The organism is Mesorhizobium sp. NBSH29 (assembly GCF_015500055.1).
Classification (GTDB): domain Bacteria; phylum Pseudomonadota; class Alphaproteobacteria; order Rhizobiales; family Rhizobiaceae; genus Neomesorhizobium.
The window spans coordinates 64,732-84,229 of sequence record NZ_CP045492.1; the positions used below are offsets into that span (position 1 = coordinate 64,732).

Consider the following 19,498-nt stretch of genomic DNA (forward strand, 5'->3'; position numbering starts at 1 on the left):
GGAGGTGGCTCACCTTGTGGTTCTCCTGGAGAGATCAAAGGGCCGGCAGCGCACCCTCCTCACCATCCGACATTTTGTCCAGCAGGAGTTTGATCTGTTCAAACTCGTCAGCTGTGAGCTTGCTTTTGAAGTGTTCCGTCGTGAACATCGCCTTGGGCAGGAAAGCCTCGAGCTTATCTCGCCCAAGATCTGTAAGGGCTATGTCACGTCCGCGCCGGTCTCCTTCCTGCCGCGTACGCACGACCAGCCCCTGTTTTTCCATCTCCCTCAGCACCCGCGAAATGGCCGTTCTGTCAACGTGTAGAAACTCTGCCATGCCCGAAGGTGTCGTTACCCCATAGGAACCCGACATAACCAGGACGCACCACATCAACCGCGACACACCGATCTCGCTTAGCAATAGTTCGTAGTGGCGTTCCATTAGCCGCGCGGTGCGCGACATACGAAATCCTAGCCCGTCGCGGAGCTCGTAAACCTGATCTTCAGTCATGTAATTGTCATTGTCAATTATCTCATTTCGTATACAACTGATAATCGCGAACAGTTCGGGAGGCAAATTGGAGGAGCTGTCCGCGGGTTAAAAAAATTGGGCAAAATCCGCAAAGTATGCGGCTAGGGAGAGATCAATGTTTTCTGGAAAGCTGTCAGCGGCCTTCGCGGCCGCGGCGATAATGTGCGTTGCAACATTCGCGGAAGCTACCGAGTTAAAGCTTGCGTCGTTCGTGCCACCACAGCATCCAATGGACCGCGGCGCGATAACCCCGATGGTCAACGCGTTCAATGCAGGCACCAATGGAACATCAACGATCAAGATCTACCCGTCTGGCGAACTGGGCGCCGGACCGGTGCAGCAATATAAGCGGGCAGTAACCGGTATCGCCGATATCGTTTTTGGGATCCCCGAATACACGCCCGAACAGTTTCCGCGCACGACGTTGATGAACTTGCCAGGCCTGTTTGAAACCCCGGAAGCCGGCACCAAGGCTCTGTGGGACAGTTACGATCTGTTTGCACCCGATTTTGCGCAGGTCAAAATGCTTGCATTCTGGACCAACAGTCCAGCGATCCTGATTACCCGCAATAAGCCCGTACGCAGCATTGCCGATCTTGCGGGATTGAAGATCCGCGTCCCCGATCCGGCCGCCGCTAAGATGGCAGAAGCCTGGGGAGCTGTTCCAGTGTCAATCCCGACAACCGAGGCATACAATGCCATGAGCACCGGCGTGGTCGACGCCGTCTGGATCGGACCATCCGGCATCGGTTCCTACAAACTGCACGAGGTAGGAAAGTATCTCACTACCAACCTGCCAAGCCCGCTGGCGACTTTTTACCTGGCGATGAACAAGGACAGCTGGGCGGCGCTGACGCCAGAAGAACAGGCAACACTCGACAAGGCGAGCGGGCGCGATCTGTCAATGGCGGCCGCAGACGCGTTCGAGAAAGCCGGGGACGAAGGCTTCGACCTTGCACGCAAGGCCGGTATTGAGTTCATCACGCTTGACGAAGAATCTGCAACCGAACTGCGTGACAAGAGCAATCCAATTCTTGAGGAACTGGCGAACGAAGCGTCCTCCAAGGGCGGGTTTGATGCCAAGGCCATTCTCTCCACTGTTTCAAGCCACTAACAAGACACGGAGATGAAGCTGGAAACCGGAACGGAAACCGCGCCTGATACCGGCGCGGTGGCGGGAGCTACACTTGTGATCAAGCGGGTTTTGGGCTTGATCGGAGGCTGTTCCCTTTTTGCCATGATGGCACTGTCAGTTTATGACGCCCTCGGGCGCAGCCTTTTCAACGCGCCGGTGTTTGGCGCCAACGACGTCACGCAAGTGTTGCTGGTAAGCACCGTCGCGGTTGCGGTTCCGCTGTGCATTCTCGCAGGCCAGGCAATCAGAATCGACATTCTGGCAGATATGCTTGCACCTAGAATGCGCACCATTGTCGAACGGATCCTCGGCTCCACGGGTGCAGTCATGCTGCTCTATCTGGCATGGCGTTGTCTGCTGAACGGTATGGAGGCATCGAGTTTCGGCGAAACAACAATGCTTCTGCGGATATCCCATGCGCCCTTTTATGTGGCGCTGGCTTCCGGCCTCGCGCTCGGCGCCATCACTCTGCTTCTTCCATTGCTCCCGAAAAGGCCGGCTAAATGAACGCGTCAGTCATTGGTTTACTCGGGTTTGGCGCGCTTTTTGTTCTTATGGGGATAGGAATGCCCGTCGGCGTTGCCATGCTCCTTGTCGGCTTTGTCGGTATTGTCAGCCTTTCATCGTTGAACGCTGCTGCCTACACGATATCCGGACAGGCATTCGAAATCGCGTCGATGTATGACCTTTCAGTTCTGCCGCTGTTCATCCTGATGGGCAATCTGGCGTCAGCCAGCGGTCTAAGCCGGGATCTCTATGCGGCGGCATATTCGTGGTTTGGCCACAGGAAGGGCGGCTTGGCCAGCGCAACTGTTGTCGGTTGTGCAGGATTTGCAGCGCTATCGGGCTCCTCAATTGCTTCAGCCGTTACAATGGGCCGCGTCGCCTACCCCGAGATGCGGCGCTTCGGTTACGGCGCAAAACTGTCGACAGGCGTGATTGCTGCGGGCGGAACTCTCGGCATCCTGATCCCACCGTCTACCGGCTTCGTCATGTATGCGATCCTGACCGAGCAATCGATTGGTCGGCTGTTTATGGCGGGGATATTGCCGGGCCTCCTTTTGACGACCCTGTTCTTGCTCGTCATCGCTTTGATCGTTCATTTCCGACCTGAGGAAGGTCCCGCCGGACCGCTTTCGAGTACGCGCGAGCGTCTTGCCGCTTCACGCCGTGCGTTGGGCATTCTCACCATCATCGTCTTAACGATAGGTGGCATCTACACCGGCATCTTTACGCCCGTCGAAGCTGCTGGTGTTGGGGCTGCTTTCGCCTTCATTATGCTGATCGCGAGGAAGCAGGCGAGTAGGAGCAACCTGACCAGTGTAATGATGGAAACGCTGCAGACGTCAGGAATGTGTTTTCTCATCCTAATTGGAGCAAGTGCGTTCTCCCCCTTCATAGCCTTGTCTGAACTGCCCCGCGACGCTGCGGCCATGTTCGCAGGCCTCGGCCTCGGACCCTACGGAACGATAATCCTTCTCTTGGTCGCCTACGCCATTCTCGGAATGTTCATCGAGGGTCTGTCATTATTGGTTATCACCCTTCCAATTGTTTTTCCCGTGGTCATGGCGCTGCATTTCGATCCCATTTGGTTCGGCGTCATAATGGTCGTTGTGCTCGAAATGGGGCTCATCAGCCCACCGGTCGGCGTCAATTGTTTTGTGGTGAAAACGGTGGCGGAAGACGTAAAGCTACAAACGGTTTTCGCCGGCGTAATGCCATTCTGGGCGGCAATGATGATCTGTCTGGCAATACTCGTGGCATTTCCCCAGATAGCGCTGCTTCTGCCAAACGCGATGTTTCATTAAAACGCTTCAGGTTCAGGCTGCCTTGGCCCGGCCCCAATCAGCTAACCTACACCGCCAAGAAACGCGGTGAGATTGTCTCCGAGCTCATCACACAGATAGCCGCCTTCCTGTACGATTACCTTAGGCATGACGCGCGTCGCGATCTTCTCGCCAATCCGAGCAAAACCATCAGTCGAGACGCAAAGTCCGCCAAAGGGATCACCCTCAAACGCATCCAGTCCAAGCGCCACCACCAAAGCGTCTGGCGCAAATGCGTCGATGCGGTTGAGCGCGGCATCAAGCGCCTCGAGAAACCCGTTATCACCGGTCTTGCGAGCCAGCGGAAGATTCAGATTGTAGCCAAGGCCCGCAGCTTCGCCCCGCTCATCGGAATGTCCCCAGAAAAATGGATAGAACCTGACCGGATCGGCATGAATGGATATGGTAAGCACATCGGAGCGCCCGTAAAAAATACCTTGCGTGCCGTTGCCGTGATGCAGGTCGACATCGAGGATTGCAACCCTTGAAGCTGTCCGGCGAAGGCGCTGCGCTGCGACTGCAGAATTGTTGATAAAACAGAAACCACCGGCCACATCTGCGAACGCGTGGTGGCCAGGCGGTCGACACAGCGCATACGCCGACGGTTCTCCAGACATTACCGCTTCCGCAGCCTCGGTGGCGCTCCACGCACTCCAGCAAGCGCTCTCCCAGGTTTCAGCAGAGATCGGGCAGGAAGTATCGGCCATGTGATATCCCGCTTGCCCCACCGCCGAGGCCGGATAGCTGCCGTCCCGCGCAAGCGGATGGATATTGGGAATGACCTCTGGTGACGCATCGGGAATGCGCTGCCAGCGTGCATAAATGTTTTGCAGGAATGAAAGATATTCCGGCGTGTGCACCGCAGCGATTGGCGACAGGCCGAAATCGCGTGGGCGTAGAATTTCTGATCCGGCAGCTTTTGCCCCGGCAATCAACCGATCAACGCGCTCAGGTTGCTCGGGATTGGGCTTTGGCGCGCCGCTCGACAAAAAACCTTTCGGATCGTGCCGCTTTTGTTCCACAGCATAAAACGTCTTCATCATCGGTCTTTCCTATCACCCTCAGCGAGACGCCGGAAAGAGTTGCCACGCGCCGCAAAAATCCGCTCATCCTTTGACCATGAAAGGCCAGCCCGTTCATAAAAGCGTTGAGCGGCGCTATTGTTGGCATGTACCGACAGCCTCAGATACTCGCCTCCTGCTTCGCGTGTGTCGGCGGCGAGCCGCTGGAGTAGTTTTTCCCCGACACCCCTGCCCCGGAACTCCGGCGCTATGAACAGATCTTGCACGTAGACACCGGGCTTTCCAAACCAAGTTGAAAAGCTTGGAAAATGGAGGCAGAGTCCGGCAAATATCTTACCCTTCTCGGCCACCAAACAGCCAAAGGCCGGACTGGCTCCAAACCCATGGCGCCTAAAATCATCGGCACTCGACAATACTTTGCCGCTGTCGCCGACTGCCTCAGCAAGATCGCGAATGGCCTGGTGAATTGTCGCGGCGTCCTCGCGCCTGGCAACGCGGATCGTGATCTCAACCGCTGCGTCTCCGTCCATCAGAACGCCACCCGGTCACCGCCTTTGAGCGACAACATCGCGCGGGCTTCTGTTGGCGAGGCAATTTCCAGCGAAAGACCCTTGAGGATCAGTCGGATGCGCGACACTTGGTCGGCATTGGATTTCGCCAGTTCACCGGGTCCGAGGTAGAGGCTGTCTTCCAGCCCGACGCGTACATTGCCACCCATTGCCGCTCCTGTTGTAATTAGTGACATCTGGGCGCGCCCGGCAGCCAGCACCGAGAAGCGATACTCGTCGCCGAAAAGTTTGTCGGCAATCCTTTTCATGTGAACAAGGTTTTCTACGTCCGCCCCGATGCCCCCCAGAATGCCGAGCACGAACTGTATGAACAGCGGACCCTGAACTAACCCGCGCTCATGGAAATGTTTGAGCGTATAAAGATGTCCAACATCATAGCACTCGAACTCGAAACGCGTTCCGCAACCATCGCCCAGCCGCTTCAGGATCGATTCGATGTCGGCAAATGTGTTCTTGAAGACCGTCGAGCGCGTGGCCTCCAGAAGTTCAGGTTCCCACGCGTTCTTCCATTCGGTGCCCGGCTTGGCCAGCGGGAAAATACCAAAATTCATAGAACCCATATTGAGCGAGCACATTTCCGGCTCCGCTAACAGCGAAGCTGCAAGCCGATCATCAAGGCTCATCAGGGACGATCCGCCGGTTGATATATTGATCACGGCATCAGTCGACTGCTTTATGCGTGGCAGGAACTGCATGAACACGGAGGGTTCGGCGGTAGGACGCCCCGTCTGCGGGTCACGCGCGTGAAGGTGCAGGATGGAGGCTCCCGCCTCCGCCGCTGCAATCGATTCTGCCGCAATCTGATCGGGCGTGATCGGCAGATATGGACTCATCGTAGGTGTGTGCACCGAACCCGTGACCGCGCAGGTCACGATGACTTTTTGCTGGGCCATGTTTCCCCCTCAGCCGTTGACCGGTAGGTCGAGTTCATCTGCCAGCGCCTGAAGCGAATCGCCCAAAATGCTGACAAATTCGCCAACCTGTTCGCGAGTTATGATCAACGGTGGTGCGACCATAAAATTATCGCCATCTGGCCCGCCCTTCACCCGCCGTGAATAGATGATCAGCCCACGTCGATAGGCATGATCCAGCAGTCTCTGGTTTGCCTTCTTTGCCGCCTCGATCGGCTGAAGTGTCTCAGGGTCGGCCACCATTTCCGCGCCGAGCAGCAGTCCCTTGCCCCTGACATCGACGATGAACGGAAAGCGCGCGGCCAGACTGCGCAGTTCGTTCATGAGAAAATCCCCCATCACGGCCGCGTTGGCGCAAAGATCTAGCCGGTCCATCTCCCCCAACACCGCAAGCCCGGCGGCACAGGCAAGAGGATTTCCAGCATAGGTGTGGCCGTGTTGAAATCCGCCCATATCGAGCAGAGGCTGAACCAGCCGCGAGGGCGCGGCGAGCGCGCCGAGCGCCGCATAACCAGAGCCCAGTCCTTTAGAAAGGGCAACAATATCGGGCTTGCAATTCCAGTGGTCACCTCCGAGGAATTTGCCTGTTCGCCCGGCCCCGCTCATCACCTCGTCATGGATCAGCAGCACGCCGTATTGGTCGCAAATCTGTCGGATGCGCCCGTAATAGCTATCGGGAGCCACCAGCGCAGCAGTAGCCGCGCCACCAATGGGCTCCATGATGAATGCAAGAACGGATTCAGGCCCCTCTTCGAGGATCGTCTGCTCCAGCATGTCGGCATAGCGAACACCGCGTTCTTCGATCGAAAAATTGTCGCGGTCGCGCCATGCAGTCGGAGCAGGGATTGTCGGCATTGGACGCATCATGGGCACGAAGTTTTCACCGAGTGCATCGTCACCCGTTACCGAAAGCGAGCCAAGGGTTCCACCATGGTACGACGGAAAGCGCGATACTACCTTCCAACGGTGCGATTGCCCGGTAGCGACCGCCCATTGCCGTGCCAGTTTGAGGCATGACTCCACCGCCTCCGAGCCGCCCGACACGAAAAATATTTTATCCATTCCCTCGGGCAGCTTGTGCGCCAATGCCGTTGCCAGTTCCTCCGCGGGCTCATTTTCGAAATGCAGGCGGTAAGCAAACGTCACGCGATCCATCTGTCGCTTCATGGCATCAAGCACATTCTTGTTCCCATGACCTATATTGACGACCATCGCGCCGCTCGATCCGTCGATCATCCGGCGCCCGTCCTGGTCCCACATATAAATGCCTTCGGCGCGATCAATTAACGGACGGCGCAGATTAGCGAGGTAGAAAAGGTTGGACGGCTTACGTCCCTCGAGCTGCTGGTTATTCATTGCGCACAGGTCCTTGATCGGCAACAATTGGGCAGGCTGATTCATCGATTGAGATATCGGTCGAGCACGTTGGTAGTCACCTTCTCGACCATTGCGTCACCGCGCAGCAGACCAGCAACCCATTCGCAGCTTCCCGCATTGAACACCTCGCCCTTGCCTCGCTCGAAGTTGACAATCATGCCGGCGCCACGTTTCACTTTCTCCACCGCAGCGGCACTATCGTCGCCCACCAGCGTCTCGGCAACGAACCGGGCATCAGCATCGGACAGAAACTGGTCATCGGCGGGGATGTCGGCGCTTTCTTCCTGCAACGATGACATTCCTAGAGCGAGTATCTCCATACCGTTCGGGGCGCCTCCCACTCCGATCGGTTCAGGCAGTCCGCCGCGAATGATGTAGTCTACCCCGTCCACTTCATATCCGAACACATGGCTATCTGCGCCGAGGAGATCGCCATAGTAGAGCCCTGCACCCTTGAAGGCCCAATGCTCCGGTCGGTAAACTGGAAAACCCCTGACCCCGCGCGGCGCGCAGCCGCCCCAGCCGACATAAAGCCCGGATGTCGCATTGAGGCCAAAAGTCTCTGCGCCGGGTCGTCCTACTTCCGGAGCTTCCCACGATGTCGACGTCCGTGTTTTGTCATTCTGCCGATAAACAGGGTCCTCGGCGCGCGCCCGATATTTAAAGCACGTCTGCCGCTGGCCACCGTCTTCGAGACGCGTCTGCCACATGAAATTGCCGGCAAAGCGCGCAGCACTCCCTCCTCGTTCCACCCAGCGATCAACGGTGTCGCGCATCTCCCATGTCCAATATTCGTCATGTCCGACGAACACCGCACAATCGTAAGCATCGAGAAGTTCAGGTTCGAAATGCAGCTGGTGCTGGCTGGCGAGGTCGACACCGTAGCCGGCGCGCTCTGCCCAGCGGAAAAAATGACTGTCGTAACTCGCCCACCCGGACGACGCGTATTTGCGCGAATAGCCGTTTGCAAACGCCCACTCCATATGCGGGTAGCGCGCCGCCGTTGCCGGCGGAACCGTAATCTCAAGTGGCACGCGCGGCGCATCCGGCGGCAAAACAACGAAGCCCCGGCAGAAGGGACGCTCTATGCTGACTGTCGGCGCGTACATGTCACGGTTTGGGCCGGTGATACCCTGGTAATGATTGGAGCCACCGAACGTGTTGTAGGCGGTCCAGGTGCCGGTGGATGCCACGTGGAGAATACGCCCGATCTTTGGCCGCGCGTCCGGGTAAATGATAAACAGCTGATGGCAAATGACAGGTTTGCCACTACTCCCCTCGGCCTGAAGAGTGACGCGATAGGCACCGGATGACCAGTCGCGCGGAATGGCAATTTCCAGCGTCGTCTCCCAACCGCAGCCGACAACTGAGCATTGATCTGGTGTGTCCTGCCACCGCGTCGCAATCCCGTCACGCGACAGCATCGTCTGCTCGCGTCCGCCATCACGGACAATCTCAAGTCGGCATTCCCGTGCCGTAGACGAAATCTGCAACCTCATGCTTTCCCCGGGCCGATACGCATAGCGGTCGCAATAGCACCAGATCTCGCCCAAAGGCCCGTCCATCCCGGGCCACTCGTATTTGTTCCCCATCACCGCCTCGCGGCGCTCCGCAGGTGTCAGCCCGAAATCGGGATAGGGATCAAAATGCGCCATGCTCATACGCCCGCCGTCGGCGAGAGATATTTGCGTAAAAACAGCTGTGTGCGCTCCTGCTGAGGCGCGCTGAACATTACCTCAGGCTTTCCTTCCTCAACGATAACGCCTCCGTCCATAAACAACACCCGGTCAGCAACCTCTTCTGCAAAGCGCATCTCATGCGTTACAATCAGCATTGTCATGTGCTCTGCGGCAAGCTGCTTCATCACCGAGTTCACTTCATCGACCAACTCCGGATCGAGCGCAGACGTGGCTTCATCGAACAGCATGACCTTGGGTTGCATCGCAAGAGCCCTTGCAATCGCAACGCGCTGTTTCTGGCCACCCGAAAGTTTTGAAGGAAAGGCATCGATCTTATCGGCGAGCCCTACCTTTCCCAGTAGCTCTAGTGCCAGCTCGCGCGCACGCGACTTGGCAACACCCCTAAGTATAACAGGGCCCATCGCGATATTGTCGAGCACGCTGAGGTGCGGGAACAGGTTAAAGTGCTGGAATACCATGCCCATCTGCTGGCGCACTGCATTGATGTGGCGTTCAAACGCGCGCCCCTTAAGTGGCTGGTTAACCTGGACGCCATCGAGCCAAACCTCGCCAGCATCCAGCGCCTCAAGCTGGTTAATCGAACGCAGTAGCGTACTTTTACCCGAACCGCTCGGCCCAATCAGCGCAACGATCTGGCCGCGGTCGACAGTCAGATCGATACCTTTCAGAACTTCATTGGCACCAAACGCCTTGCGCGCATTGCGAACCTCGATCATCGGATGTGCTTTCATCGCGCCATCTCCACTTTGTTTTCGACGCGACGAAGTCCCGCTTCCAGAATGAGGTTGAGGCCGTAATAGAGGGCCGCGGCAACGATGTAGAACTCGAATGGCCGGAACGTTTCGCTAATCGCCAGCTGTGCCGAATGCACGAGCTCGGCGATGCCTATGACCGAGACTATGGATGATTCCTTCAACAGCGCGATCATGTTGCTACCGACAGGCGGCAACGTGTTCCGCACCGCTTGGGGAATTACAAAATGGCGTAGTGTATGCCACCTGCTGAAGCCAAGGCTGCGTGCAGCTTCTGCCTGACCTTGATCGATCGCAACGATTCCAGCGCGGAAAATATCGGCATTGTATACTGCGAAATGCAGACCAAGCCCCATAATCCCGGCTGCAAGGGCTGGAATGTCGACGCCAATCTGAACCAGTCCGAAATATATGAGGAACAACTGCAAAAGGAGCGGTGTTCCCATGAACAGCCACATGAACAGCCGCACCGGGTAGGCGATCAGCGCGGGCGCGTAGAGAACGGCCAGCGCAAAGGCTATGCCGGCAAAAAAGCTTATAGCCCCCGCCGACAGGCTGAGCACCACAGTCCACCACATACCGGTCCACAATAGTCCGGAATAGGGCAGCACTACTGAGAAATCGAGACCTTGCATCAGGGCGCCTCAATCAATCGCATAATGTTTGTCGAGCGCGTCAACGGTAACCGAAACACCGTAGATGAGAATCATGTAGAGCACTGCGGCTACGCCGAAGATCTCAAACGGCTTGTAGGTCGACCCAATGAACCGCTGCGCCGTATATGTGAGTTCCACCATGGAAATGGTGGAAACGAGTGCAGTACCCTTAACAAGCGCGACAGTATTGACGCCCAGTGGCCGGATCATAAGCCGCGCCGCCTGCGGCAGGATCACCCGAAACATCGTCTGTATCTTGCTGAAGCCAATGGTGCGTGCGGCTTCAGCCTGACCACGGTCGACGGCCTGAACGGCACCCCGAATACCTTCCGCCATATAAGCACCAATGTTGAGGCCTAGGCCGATCACTCCGGCTGCGAAGGGATCAAGATTGATACCCACCTGAGGTCCGCCGAAGTAAAGAATGAAGAGCTGGATGAGCGCTGGCGTACCCCGAAATACGCTAACATAAGCGGATCCAATGAAACGCAAGAGACGCGATGTCGACATGCGCGCCGCAGCAGCCAAAGCAGCAGCCAAAAGGCCCAGCATCAATGCTGCGAACGAGAGTTGCGCCGTTACCAGCGCCGCTTCCACGAAGTAGGGGAAGACCCGCTGCATTAGCGCGAAGTCCATAGCAACACCCTCTTGAAGATCTTGAATGTGGTTCCCGGCCCGCACATGCGGACCGGGAGTTGGGGCTAGCGGATGTCGCGGCCAATCCACTCCATCGAGATTTTCTCGTAGGTGCCGTCAGCCATCATCTCGTCCAATGCTTTCTGCATTGCAGCCTTAAGGTCCGGGTTCCCTTTGCGGATGGCGATACCGATGGCCACCGCGCCGCCTTCAATGTCGGGTGTATCGAGCTGCGTCACTTTCTCGCCGCTCTCTTTCACCGCCACCGCGACAGGAATGTTGTCGACCACGATTGCGTCGACACGTCCGGCCCTGAGTTCGAGCAAGAGTTCAGGCAGGCCCTTATAGGTACGAAGGTCCCATCCGCCCTGTTCACGCGCCCACTTCTCATGCGTCTCGCCAAGCGTCACGCCCAGCGTTTTGCCCTTCAGATCGTCGAGCGACTTGATCGCGGAACCTTCTTTCACGAAAACGCCGCGTCCGGCATGATAATAAGGTCCAACAAAATCGACTGCTTTCTCACGCTCCGGCGTGATCGTCATGGAGCCGACAATTGTGTCGTATTTGTTGGCCAGCAAACCCGCGATGATACCATCCCATGCGGTCGTGACGATCGTGCCTTTGACACCGATGCGCTTGGCAATTTCAGTGCCAATTGATGCGTCAAATCCCACAACTTCGTTCTCACCGTTGACGAAATTGAAGGGGGGATAGGCACCGCTCATCGCGATCTTCATTTCGCCGGAAGACTTTACACTCTCTAAATCGTCCGCAGCGGCGGGCGAAACGACGAAGGCAAACGCCATCGCTGCGGCCAAAAGGCCGGAAATAACGGTTCGCATAAGTTCATCCTCTTGTTGGTGCGGCGGTTTGCCGTCGTTCTTGGCAGCACGATGCCGCAACGGGATGATTGCTTTCGCTGCGTCATTGCGCAAATAGATAATAGAAATGCTTGGCATAGATTTGGAGAATGATCAGTGGCGCGACCGGATCGCTTGGTCTGGGATCTGGATTGGAACCTTCTGCGCACCTTCGTGGTGATTGCGGAAGAAAAAAGCATTACCCGCGCCGCTGAGCGCCTTTCCCTGAAACAACCAAGTGTTAGCAACGCACTCAAGCGGCTCGAGCAACATTTGGGCCGACGTCTCGTGGAGCGCGATGCCAACCGGTTTGCGCTCACCGAGGTCGGACGTCTGGTCTATGATGAGAGCATAGATATGTTCGGCACGGTCTCTCGTCTCCCCGTCGCCATGCGCGATGTGCGGGAAGAAGTTACCGGACATGTCGACATATCGGTGGCTAGCCATGTAGTTTCGCCAATTTTTGACGAAGCGCTTGCGCGGTTCCACGCTGATCACCCTCGGGCGACGCTGAACATTTCCGTCTCGCAAAGCGTGGAGGTCGCCAAACTCGTCCGCGGCCGCCGGGCATCGTTTGGCATTTGCCTTGTGAGCCAACGCGATGCTGCACTCGAATATACATTGATGTATCGCGAGTTTTTCGCATTCTTCTGCGGTCCGACGCACCGCCTTTTCGGGACGGCTGGGCTAAACCTGAAGGACCTCGCGGGTGAAACATCAGTGTCATTCCAGACCGACACTGTTTCCGATGCGCTCTGGCCTGTCGCCCTGCTGCGTCGCGAAGCGCAGCTTGAAGCCAACGTAATCGGTGTATCTTCAAGTCTGGAAGAAGTGCGGCGGATGATTACGGCCGGACTGGGCATCGGTCCTCTTCCTCTCCATGTCGCCCGCCGCGATGTCGAGGAAAACCTGCTCTGGAGACTACCACCTTACGAAGCGCCGCCGGCCATTGATATTTTCCTCATAACCAACCCCAAAAAGGTTCTCAACCGGGCTGAACGCGCACTCCTGACGCTGCTTACAGAACTCATCCTGAAAACACCGTTGGAAGAGCGAACCTACAAGATCTGACAATTCAACCCGTCCAGATTGGCCATTCCAACGGTCCACAACGGACAGTTTGAATTTTACCACTTGATCTCCACTGTGAGGCAGGCATCATCTCGCGAGCAGGGGAAATTTCAATGCAGCCAGTATTCGACGGCCACAACGACGTGCTGTTGCGGCTATGGCGCAGCGCTTCCGCTGGAGGCGACCCAGTTGAAGAGTTCATCAAGGGTTCCGCGAAAGGACATATCGACCTGCCCCGCGCCCGAAAAGGCGGCCTGGCCGGCGGTCTTTGCGCTATCTATGTCCCGTCCGGAGAACTGGTTCTGAAGGAGCCCGATGCTGCTGGCCACTATGTGACACCGCTTTCAGAACCCCTCGAACACCAATCCTCTCTGGTTGTCGCCATGGAAATGGCCGCGATAGCACTGCGACTGGAGCGATCGGGCGGCTGGCGCCTCTGCCGCAGCGGTCCAGATCTGGGGGGCGCGCTTTCAACAGGTGAATTTGCTGCTGTACTTCATATGGAAGGCTGCGAGGCGATCAGCCCCGATCTAGCCGAGCTTGACGTGTTCTATGCTGCTGGCTTGCGCTCGCTTGGCCCGGTCTGGAGCCGCAACAACATTTTTGGTCATGGCGTGCCCTTCGCCTACCCAATGAACCCTGATAGCGGCCCCGGATTGACGGACGCGGGCCGCAATTTGGTCAAGGCATGCAACCAACTGGGCATCCTCATCGACCTTTCGCATATCACCGAGAAAGGCTTTTGGGACGTCGCGCGCGTGACTGATCAGCCGCTCGTCGCAAGTCACTCCAACGTCCACGCCATCACACCCGTTGCGCGCAACCTGACTGACAAGCAGCTCGACGCGATCCGCGAACGCAAAGGGCTGGTGGGACTGAACTTCGCAGTGACCATGTTGAGAGCGGATGGCCGAGACCGGGCCGACACCCCGCTCTCGGATATGGTTCGCCATGTCGACCACCTTGTAGAGCGGCTGGGCATTGATTGCGTTGCGCTCGGATCGGATTTCGACGGCGCGCTCATACCTGCAGAAATCGAAGATGCCGCTGGGTTACAAAACCTCGTTGCCGCACTGCGGGCCGCCGGATATGGTGACGACGAACTGGTGAAAATTTGCCGGAACAATTGGTTTCGCGTGTTGCGCACTGCGTGGCATGAAACTGAAAACGAATAATAAAAACCAACCGAAACAGGGAACCTAAACATGCTAATGGGAAAAATCACACCACGTTCACGTCTTTGGCTTGCGGGCGCTGCCGTCTCCGCGCTGATGCTGGGCTCAATGCCGGTCTTTGCCGTGACACCACCGGACACTTTGGTCGAGGGCTTCGCCATCGACGACATCATCTCCATGGATCCGGGCGAAGCATTTGAGCTTTCCACCGCTGAAGTGACAAGCAACACCTATGATCTTCTCGTGCGCCTCGACCTTGACGACACATCAAAGGTAAAGGGCGACCTCGCTGAAAGCTGGACGGTTTCCGACGACGGCCTGACTTACACCTTCAAGCTCAAGCCGGGCCTGAAATTCGCTTCGGGAAATCCTATTACAGCAGAAGACGTTGCCTGGTCATTTGAGCGCGCTATCAAACTCGACAAGAGCCCGGCCTTCATCCTTGGCCAGTTTGGCCTGACCGGCGAGAATGTAGCTGAAAAGGCAAAGGCAGCTGACGAGACAACCTTCGTCTTCACCGTCGACAAATCCTATGCGCCGAGCTTTGTATTAAACTGCCTTTCGGCAACCGTCGCTTCAGTTGTCGACAAAAAGCTAGTTCTTGAACATGTCGCTCCAATGACTCCCAGCGACGACTACAAATACGACAATGATTTCGGCAACGCTTGGCTGAAAACCGGCTATGCCGGGTCTGGCGCCTTCACGCTTCGCGAATGGCGCGCCAATGAGTTGGTAGTGATGGAGCGCAACGACAATTACCATGGCGAGAAGGCGAAGCTTGCACGCGTCATCTACCGTCACATGAAGGAAAGCTCCGGCCAACGTCTTGCACTGGAAGCAGGCGATATAGACGTCGCTCGTAACCTTGCGCCAAATGACCTTGACGCGATTGCCAGCAACAAAGACCTGACCTCCACAAGTGCACCAAAGGGCACCGTCTACTACATCAGCCTTAACCAGAAAAATGAGACGCTGGCCAAGCCGGAAGTTCGGGAGGCCTTCAAATACCTCGTCGACTACGACGCCATCGGCTCGACCCTGATCAAGGGGATCGGTGAAATCCACCAGACTTTCTTGTCCAAGGGCGTGCTCGGTGAACTGGACGAGAACCCGTTCAAGCTGGATATCGCCAAGGCTAAGGAGCTGTTGGAAAAAGCCGGCCTGAAGGACGGATTCACGATCACCATGGATGTGCGCAACACTCAGCCTGTGACTGGCATCGCTGAATCGATCCAGCAGACTGTCGGCCAAGCTGGCATCAAACTGGAAATCATTCCCGGTGATGGCAAGCAGACACTGACCAAATACCGCGCCCGCAACCACGACATCTATATCGGCCAGTGGGGCCAGGATTATTTTGACCCCAACTCCAACGCACAGACTTTTGCCAGCAACCCGGACAATTCGGATGAAGGGAAGTCGAAGACGCTCGCTTGGCGCAACGCATGGGATGTCCCAGAGCTTACTACAAAAACGGAAGCTGCCCTTCTGGAACGCGACCCGGCCAAGCGCGCGGAGATGTACAAGGAGTTGCAGAAGGCCGTGCTTGATGATGGTCCATTTGTGGTAATTTTCCAGCAGACGGAAGTCGCGGGGCTACGCAGCAACCTTAAAGACTTCAAGCTTGGCCCGAGCTTCGACAACAATTACGTCGGAACCGTCTCGAAAGAATAGATCTTTCGGAATTCTGACGTGAGTGAAACTGAAACCAGGGTTGCGGCCGGGCACAATCGTGCCCGTGCCGCAGCCGTTGCACTAGCGATAGGACGGTTTGTCCTGATCGCGGTGACGACCTATCTCGGCTTGCTGGCCGTCACTTTCTTCATCGGGCGTGTGATTCCGATTGATCCCGTTTTGGCCGTTCTGGGCGACCGTGCGCCGGCCAGCGTCGTAGAGCGGACGCGTCGCGAAATGGGCCTCGACCTGCCACTGATCCAGCAATTTTTTATCTACGTAAAAGGCGCTTTAAGCGGCGATTTCGGTACCTCGGTTCTCACAACCAATCCGGTTATGACTGATATCCGCCGCGCCTTCCCTGCAACCATTGAATTGGCAACGCTCGGAACCTTAATCGGGACCTTGCTAGGCGTGCCGCTAGGCGTGCTGGCTGCCGTAAAGCGCGGCAGCCTAATCGATCAGATCGTCCGGGTGATTGGCTTGGTCGGCTATTCAGTTCCGATTTTCTGGCTCGGGTTGCTCGCGCTCGTACTCTTTTACGCAAAACTGCAATGGGTAGCGTTTCCCGGTCGAATCGATGTGATCTACGAATACAGTTTCACCCCAGTCACCGGATTCTACCTCCTCGACGCATTATGGCAGCGGCAATGGGCCGTTGTTCAGGATTTGTTTCGTCACATTATACTGCCAGCATCTTTGCTCGGTTATTTTTCACTTGCTTATATTAGCCGCATGACGCGCAGCTTCATGCTGAACGAACTACAGCAAGAATATATCGTTGCTGCACGTGCAAAAGGCCTGTCCGAAGCGCGCATCATCTGGCGTCACGCTTTGCGCAATGCAGCAGTGCCGCTGGTGACCGTGATCGCACTTTCCTATGCAGGCCTGCTGGAGGGCTCCGTGCTAACCGAGACCGTGTTTTCCTGGCCAGGCATCGGGCTCTACATCACCAATTCCCTCCAGAATGCCGACATGAACGCCGTCCTTGGAGGGACCATCGTGATCGGCTCTGTTTTTATTGCAATCAACCTCCTTTCCGACCTTCTCTACCGTTTGCTCGATCCGAGGACCAAATCGCAATGAGCACAGTCGTCCAGAACCGGCGCGATTGGCTGCTCAGCGAGCAGCCTGCATCGCGCATGCAGGCAAGGCTTGGCCGGGCATACGTTACGTGGCGGCAGTTCTCCGCGAACCGGCTGGCACTGATCGGACTTGCCATCCTCGTTGCGCTTCTGCTGGTGGCTGCATTTGCCGATATACTGGCGCCCCATTCCGCTACTATCGGCAATTTGAAGGATGCAAGACTACAGCCGCCAAGCGCCAGCCACTGGTTTGGCACTGATGACCTTGGTCGCGACATTCTTTCGCGCGTCATCCTTGGTTCCCGGCTCACGCTCTATATTGTGACGCTCGTGGCAGTGATCGCTGCTCCGATCGGCCTCCTAGTTGGCACCGTTGCCGGATATGCTGGCGGCTGGACGGATGCAATCCTGATGCGCGTCACCGACATTTTTCTGGCCTTTCCAAAGCTTATTCTTGCGCTGGCGCTTGTTGCAGCACTTGGGCCAGGCATCGGCAATGCAGTACTCGCTATCGCCATCACATCCTGGCCGCCTTACGCGCGTATCGCCCGCGCCGAAACCATGACAATCCGCAACTCTGATTACATCGCAGCTGTGCGCCTGATGGGTGCCTCACCGCTGCGGATCGTCATCATGCACATTATGCCACTCTGCATCTCATCACTGATTGTGCGGGTGACACTTGATATGGCGGGCATCATCCTAACAGCGGCCGGCCTCGGCTTCCTTGGCCTTGGCGCTCAGCCTCCGCTGCCCGAATGGGGTGCAATGATTGCATCCGGGAGGCGCTTCATTCTTGACCAGTGGTGGGTTGCAGCCGCACCCGGCGTGGCCATCCTCATCGTCAGCCTTGGTTTCAACCTGCTGGGCGACGGCCTGCGAGACGCTCTCGACCCACGGGATGCAGAGCAATGAGCACGCTACTTCAAGTCGAAGACCTGCGCGTCTCGTTCCCCACCCGAACCGGTCTGATTGAAGCAGTGCGCGGTGTCTCTTTCGAACTTGGTCGCGAACGCCTTGGTATTGTCGGCGAATCCGGTTCAGGCAAATCGCAAACCGGTCGCGCCATATTGGGTCTGACGCCTGGCCATGCAAACGTCACCGCACAACGGTTGGAGTTCGATGGCATCGACCTCCTAAATGCCAATGCCAAGCTGCGCCGCCAGCTCCGTGGCAATCGTATTGCGATGATCCTGCAAGACCCCAAATATTCACTTGACCCGGTGATGACCATTGGTGGCCAGATCGTCGAGACCCTGCGTACCCATGAGCGGGTCGCCCGGGGAGAGGCACGCGAACGCGCGCTTGCTATGCTCGCCTCAGTACAGATCCGCGATCCCGAACGGGTGTTTGACCTCTATCCGCATGAAGTATCCGGCGGCATGGGCCAGCGTGCCATGATCGCCATGATGCTGATTGCCGGTCCCGAGATTTTGATTGCCGACGAGCCAACTTCAGCCCTCGATGTCACCGTTCAGCTTGATGTCCTGCGTATCCTTGATGATCTCGTGCGCGACCGCGGTATGGGCCTGATTTTCATCTCACATGATTTGCGGCTCGTGGCCTCGTTTTGCGACCGCGTCATAGTCATGTATGCCGGCAAGGTGGTGGAGCAACTTAAAGCGTCGGAACTGAATCGCGCTGAACATCCCTATACGCGCGGCCTGCTCGATTGCATGCCAAAGATCGGTGATTCCCGCCATCCGCTTCCCGTGCTTGACCGCCAGCCGGAGTGGGCAAGGTGACACCAGCACTTTTAACCCGCGACCTTGAAGTGACCTATAACCGTTTTCGCGCTCTGAAAGGCGTGAGCATCAAGGTGGGCGCCGGCGAATCCTTCGGACTGGTTGGAGAATCGGGTTCGGGGAAGTCAACGCTCCTGCGTGCCATAGCTGGGCTTGCGCCGGTCACCGCCGGTGACATCACGGTTTTGGGAAGGCCGCTTGGAAAACACCGTGACAAGACATTTTACCGAGAGGTGCAGATGGTGTTTCAGGACCCCTACGGGTCCCTGCATCCCCGCCACACGATAGACCGGCTGCTGCGCGAACCGCTGGCAATTCACGGCTTCAGCAATCACGATAAACGGATTCGACAAGCGCTGGATGAAGTCGGCCTTGGTTCCGGATTTCGCTTTCGCTATGCACATCAGCTTTCGGGTGGACAGCGCCAGCGTGTCGCGATCGCGCGGGCACTGATCCTCGAACCGAGCATCCTTTTGCTCGATGAACCAACCTCGGCGCTTGACGCCTCGGTGCAGGCTGAAGTCTTGAACCTGCTAGAAGAGGTGCGTGCTGCTCGCAATCTCACCTTCCTGATGGTCAGCCATGACCTAGCCGTCATCACTCACATGTGTGAACACTTGCTGGTGATGCAAAATGGCGAGGCGGTCGAGTACCTGTTCGCTTCCGACCTCGCGAAGCGCAACGTTACGAGCGACTATACCCGTGCCTTGCTGGTTGCGAGTGAAGGCTTCGTAACGCCTGACTGAACGGAACTCCGCGGCTGCTGAACCGTTGCGCTTGATAAACAAAAGTG

Annotated in this window: 20 protein-coding genes; 10 read left to right on the top strand and 10 right to left on the bottom strand. The window is 56.9% G+C overall.

All coding sequences use genetic code 11. The annotated features are described in order from the left end of the window. Window positions 1-34: 34 nt before the first annotated feature. Window positions 35-490: a MarR family winged helix-turn-helix transcriptional regulator gene (locus GA830_RS00300; RefSeq protein ID WP_195163175.1), complete on the bottom strand. Its 456-nt coding sequence runs from the start codon at window positions 488-490 to the stop codon at window positions 35-37. A 136-nt stretch (window positions 491-626) separates the two neighbouring features. Here GA830_RS00300 and GA830_RS00305 point away from each other — a divergent pair, with 136 nt between their 5' ends. Genes GA830_RS00305 through GA830_RS00315 form a run of 3 tightly spaced genes read left to right on the top strand, consistent with a single transcriptional unit; the run spans window position 627 to window position 3,454 of the window. After that, on the top strand, window positions 627-1,625 hold the full coding sequence (locus GA830_RS00305; RefSeq protein ID WP_195163176.1) for a TRAP transporter substrate-binding protein: 999 nt from the start codon (window positions 627-629) through the stop codon (window positions 1,623-1,625). 12 nt (window positions 1,626-1,637) lie between these two features. Beyond that, entirely contained in the window at window positions 1,638-2,153 is a 516-nt protein-coding gene (locus GA830_RS00310; RefSeq protein WP_195163177.1) for a TRAP transporter small permease, read from the top strand. Beyond that, window positions 2,150-3,454 (top strand): TRAP transporter large permease, encoded by a 1,305-nt coding sequence (locus GA830_RS00315; RefSeq protein ID WP_195163178.1) that lies wholly within the window; start codon window positions 2,150-2,152, stop codon window positions 3,452-3,454. The genes GA830_RS00310 and GA830_RS00315 overlap by 4 nt, the downstream gene beginning before the upstream one ends. Window positions 3,455-3,495: 41 nt before the next feature. Here GA830_RS00315 and GA830_RS00320 read toward each other — a convergent pair whose 3' ends face one another. From GA830_RS00320 to GA830_RS00360, 9 genes are all read right to left on the bottom strand, one after another. Then, window positions 3,496-4,512: a histone deacetylase family protein gene (locus GA830_RS00320; RefSeq protein WP_195164684.1), complete on the bottom strand. Its 1,017-nt coding sequence runs from the start codon at window positions 4,510-4,512 to the stop codon at window positions 3,496-3,498. Next, window positions 4,512-5,024, bottom strand: a complete 513-nt coding sequence (locus tag GA830_RS00325; protein ID WP_195163179.1) for a GNAT family N-acetyltransferase — start codon at window positions 5,022-5,024, stop codon at window positions 4,512-4,514. The genes GA830_RS00320 and GA830_RS00325 overlap by 1 nt, the downstream gene beginning before the upstream one ends. Continuing rightward, on the bottom strand, window positions 5,024-5,956 hold the full coding sequence (locus GA830_RS00330; protein WP_195163180.1) for a 3-keto-5-aminohexanoate cleavage protein: 933 nt from the start codon (window positions 5,954-5,956) through the stop codon (window positions 5,024-5,026). Before GA830_RS00330 ends, GA830_RS00325 begins: the two co-directional genes overlap by 1 nt. A 9-nt stretch (window positions 5,957-5,965) precedes the next feature. Next, entirely contained in the window at window positions 5,966-7,330 is a 1,365-nt protein-coding gene (locus GA830_RS00335) for an aminotransferase family protein (protein WP_195163181.1), read from the bottom strand. Between the two features lie 41 nt (window positions 7,331-7,371). Then, the gene (locus tag GA830_RS00340) at window positions 7,372-9,012 is read right to left on the bottom strand and encodes a N,N-dimethylformamidase beta subunit family domain-containing protein (RefSeq protein WP_195163182.1); all 1,641 of its coding nucleotides are present in this window, start codon (window positions 9,010-9,012) and stop codon (window positions 7,372-7,374) included. Continuing rightward, a complete protein-coding gene (locus tag GA830_RS00345) occupies window positions 9,009-9,767 on the bottom strand; it encodes an amino acid ABC transporter ATP-binding protein (RefSeq protein ID WP_195164685.1) in 759 nt (252 codons plus the stop codon). The genes GA830_RS00340 and GA830_RS00345 overlap by 4 nt, the downstream gene beginning before the upstream one ends. An 11-nt stretch (window positions 9,768-9,778) precedes the next feature. Continuing rightward, on the bottom strand, window positions 9,779-10,438 hold the full coding sequence (locus tag GA830_RS00350; RefSeq protein WP_195163183.1) for an amino acid ABC transporter permease: 660 nt from the start codon (window positions 10,436-10,438) through the stop codon (window positions 9,779-9,781). Between the two features lie 9 nt (window positions 10,439-10,447). Further along, a complete protein-coding gene (locus GA830_RS00355) occupies window positions 10,448-11,095 on the bottom strand; it encodes an amino acid ABC transporter permease (protein WP_195163184.1) in 648 nt (215 codons plus the stop codon). A 65-nt stretch (window positions 11,096-11,160) separates the two neighbouring features. Beyond that, complete coding sequence (locus tag GA830_RS00360; protein WP_195163185.1) at window positions 11,161-11,937, bottom strand: ABC transporter substrate-binding protein; 777 nt, start codon at window positions 11,935-11,937, stop codon at window positions 11,161-11,163. A gap of 135 nt (window positions 11,938-12,072) precedes the next feature. Here GA830_RS00360 and GA830_RS00365 point away from each other — a divergent pair, with 135 nt between their 5' ends. From GA830_RS00365 to GA830_RS00395, 7 genes are all read left to right on the top strand, one after another. Next, entirely contained in the window at window positions 12,073-13,026 is a 954-nt protein-coding gene (locus tag GA830_RS00365) for a LysR family transcriptional regulator (protein ID WP_195163186.1), read from the top strand. Between the two features lie 113 nt (window positions 13,027-13,139). Then, window positions 13,140-14,201 (top strand): dipeptidase, encoded by a 1,062-nt coding sequence (locus tag GA830_RS00370; protein ID WP_195163187.1) that lies wholly within the window; start codon window positions 13,140-13,142, stop codon window positions 14,199-14,201. Window positions 14,202-14,237: 36 nt separating this feature from the next. Continuing rightward, entirely contained in the window at window positions 14,238-15,875 is a 1,638-nt protein-coding gene (locus GA830_RS00375) for an ABC transporter substrate-binding protein (RefSeq protein ID WP_374939334.1), read from the top strand. A gap of 18 nt (window positions 15,876-15,893) precedes the next feature. Then, window positions 15,894-16,961, top strand: a complete 1,068-nt coding sequence (locus GA830_RS00380) for an ABC transporter permease (protein ID WP_195163189.1) — start codon at window positions 15,894-15,896, stop codon at window positions 16,959-16,961. Next, complete coding sequence (gene nikC, locus GA830_RS00385) at window positions 16,958-17,875, top strand: nickel transporter permease (RefSeq protein WP_195163190.1); 918 nt, start codon at window positions 16,958-16,960, stop codon at window positions 17,873-17,875. The genes GA830_RS00380 and nikC overlap by 4 nt, the downstream gene beginning before the upstream one ends. After that, a complete protein-coding gene (locus tag GA830_RS00390) occupies window positions 17,872-18,705 on the top strand; it encodes an ABC transporter ATP-binding protein (RefSeq protein ID WP_195163191.1) in 834 nt (277 codons plus the stop codon). The genes nikC and GA830_RS00390 overlap by 4 nt, the downstream gene beginning before the upstream one ends. Beyond that, window positions 18,702-19,451: an ABC transporter ATP-binding protein gene (locus GA830_RS00395; protein WP_195163192.1), complete on the top strand. Its 750-nt coding sequence runs from the start codon at window positions 18,702-18,704 to the stop codon at window positions 19,449-19,451. Before GA830_RS00390 ends, GA830_RS00395 begins: the two co-directional genes overlap by 4 nt. Window positions 19,452-19,498: the final 47 nt, after the last annotated feature.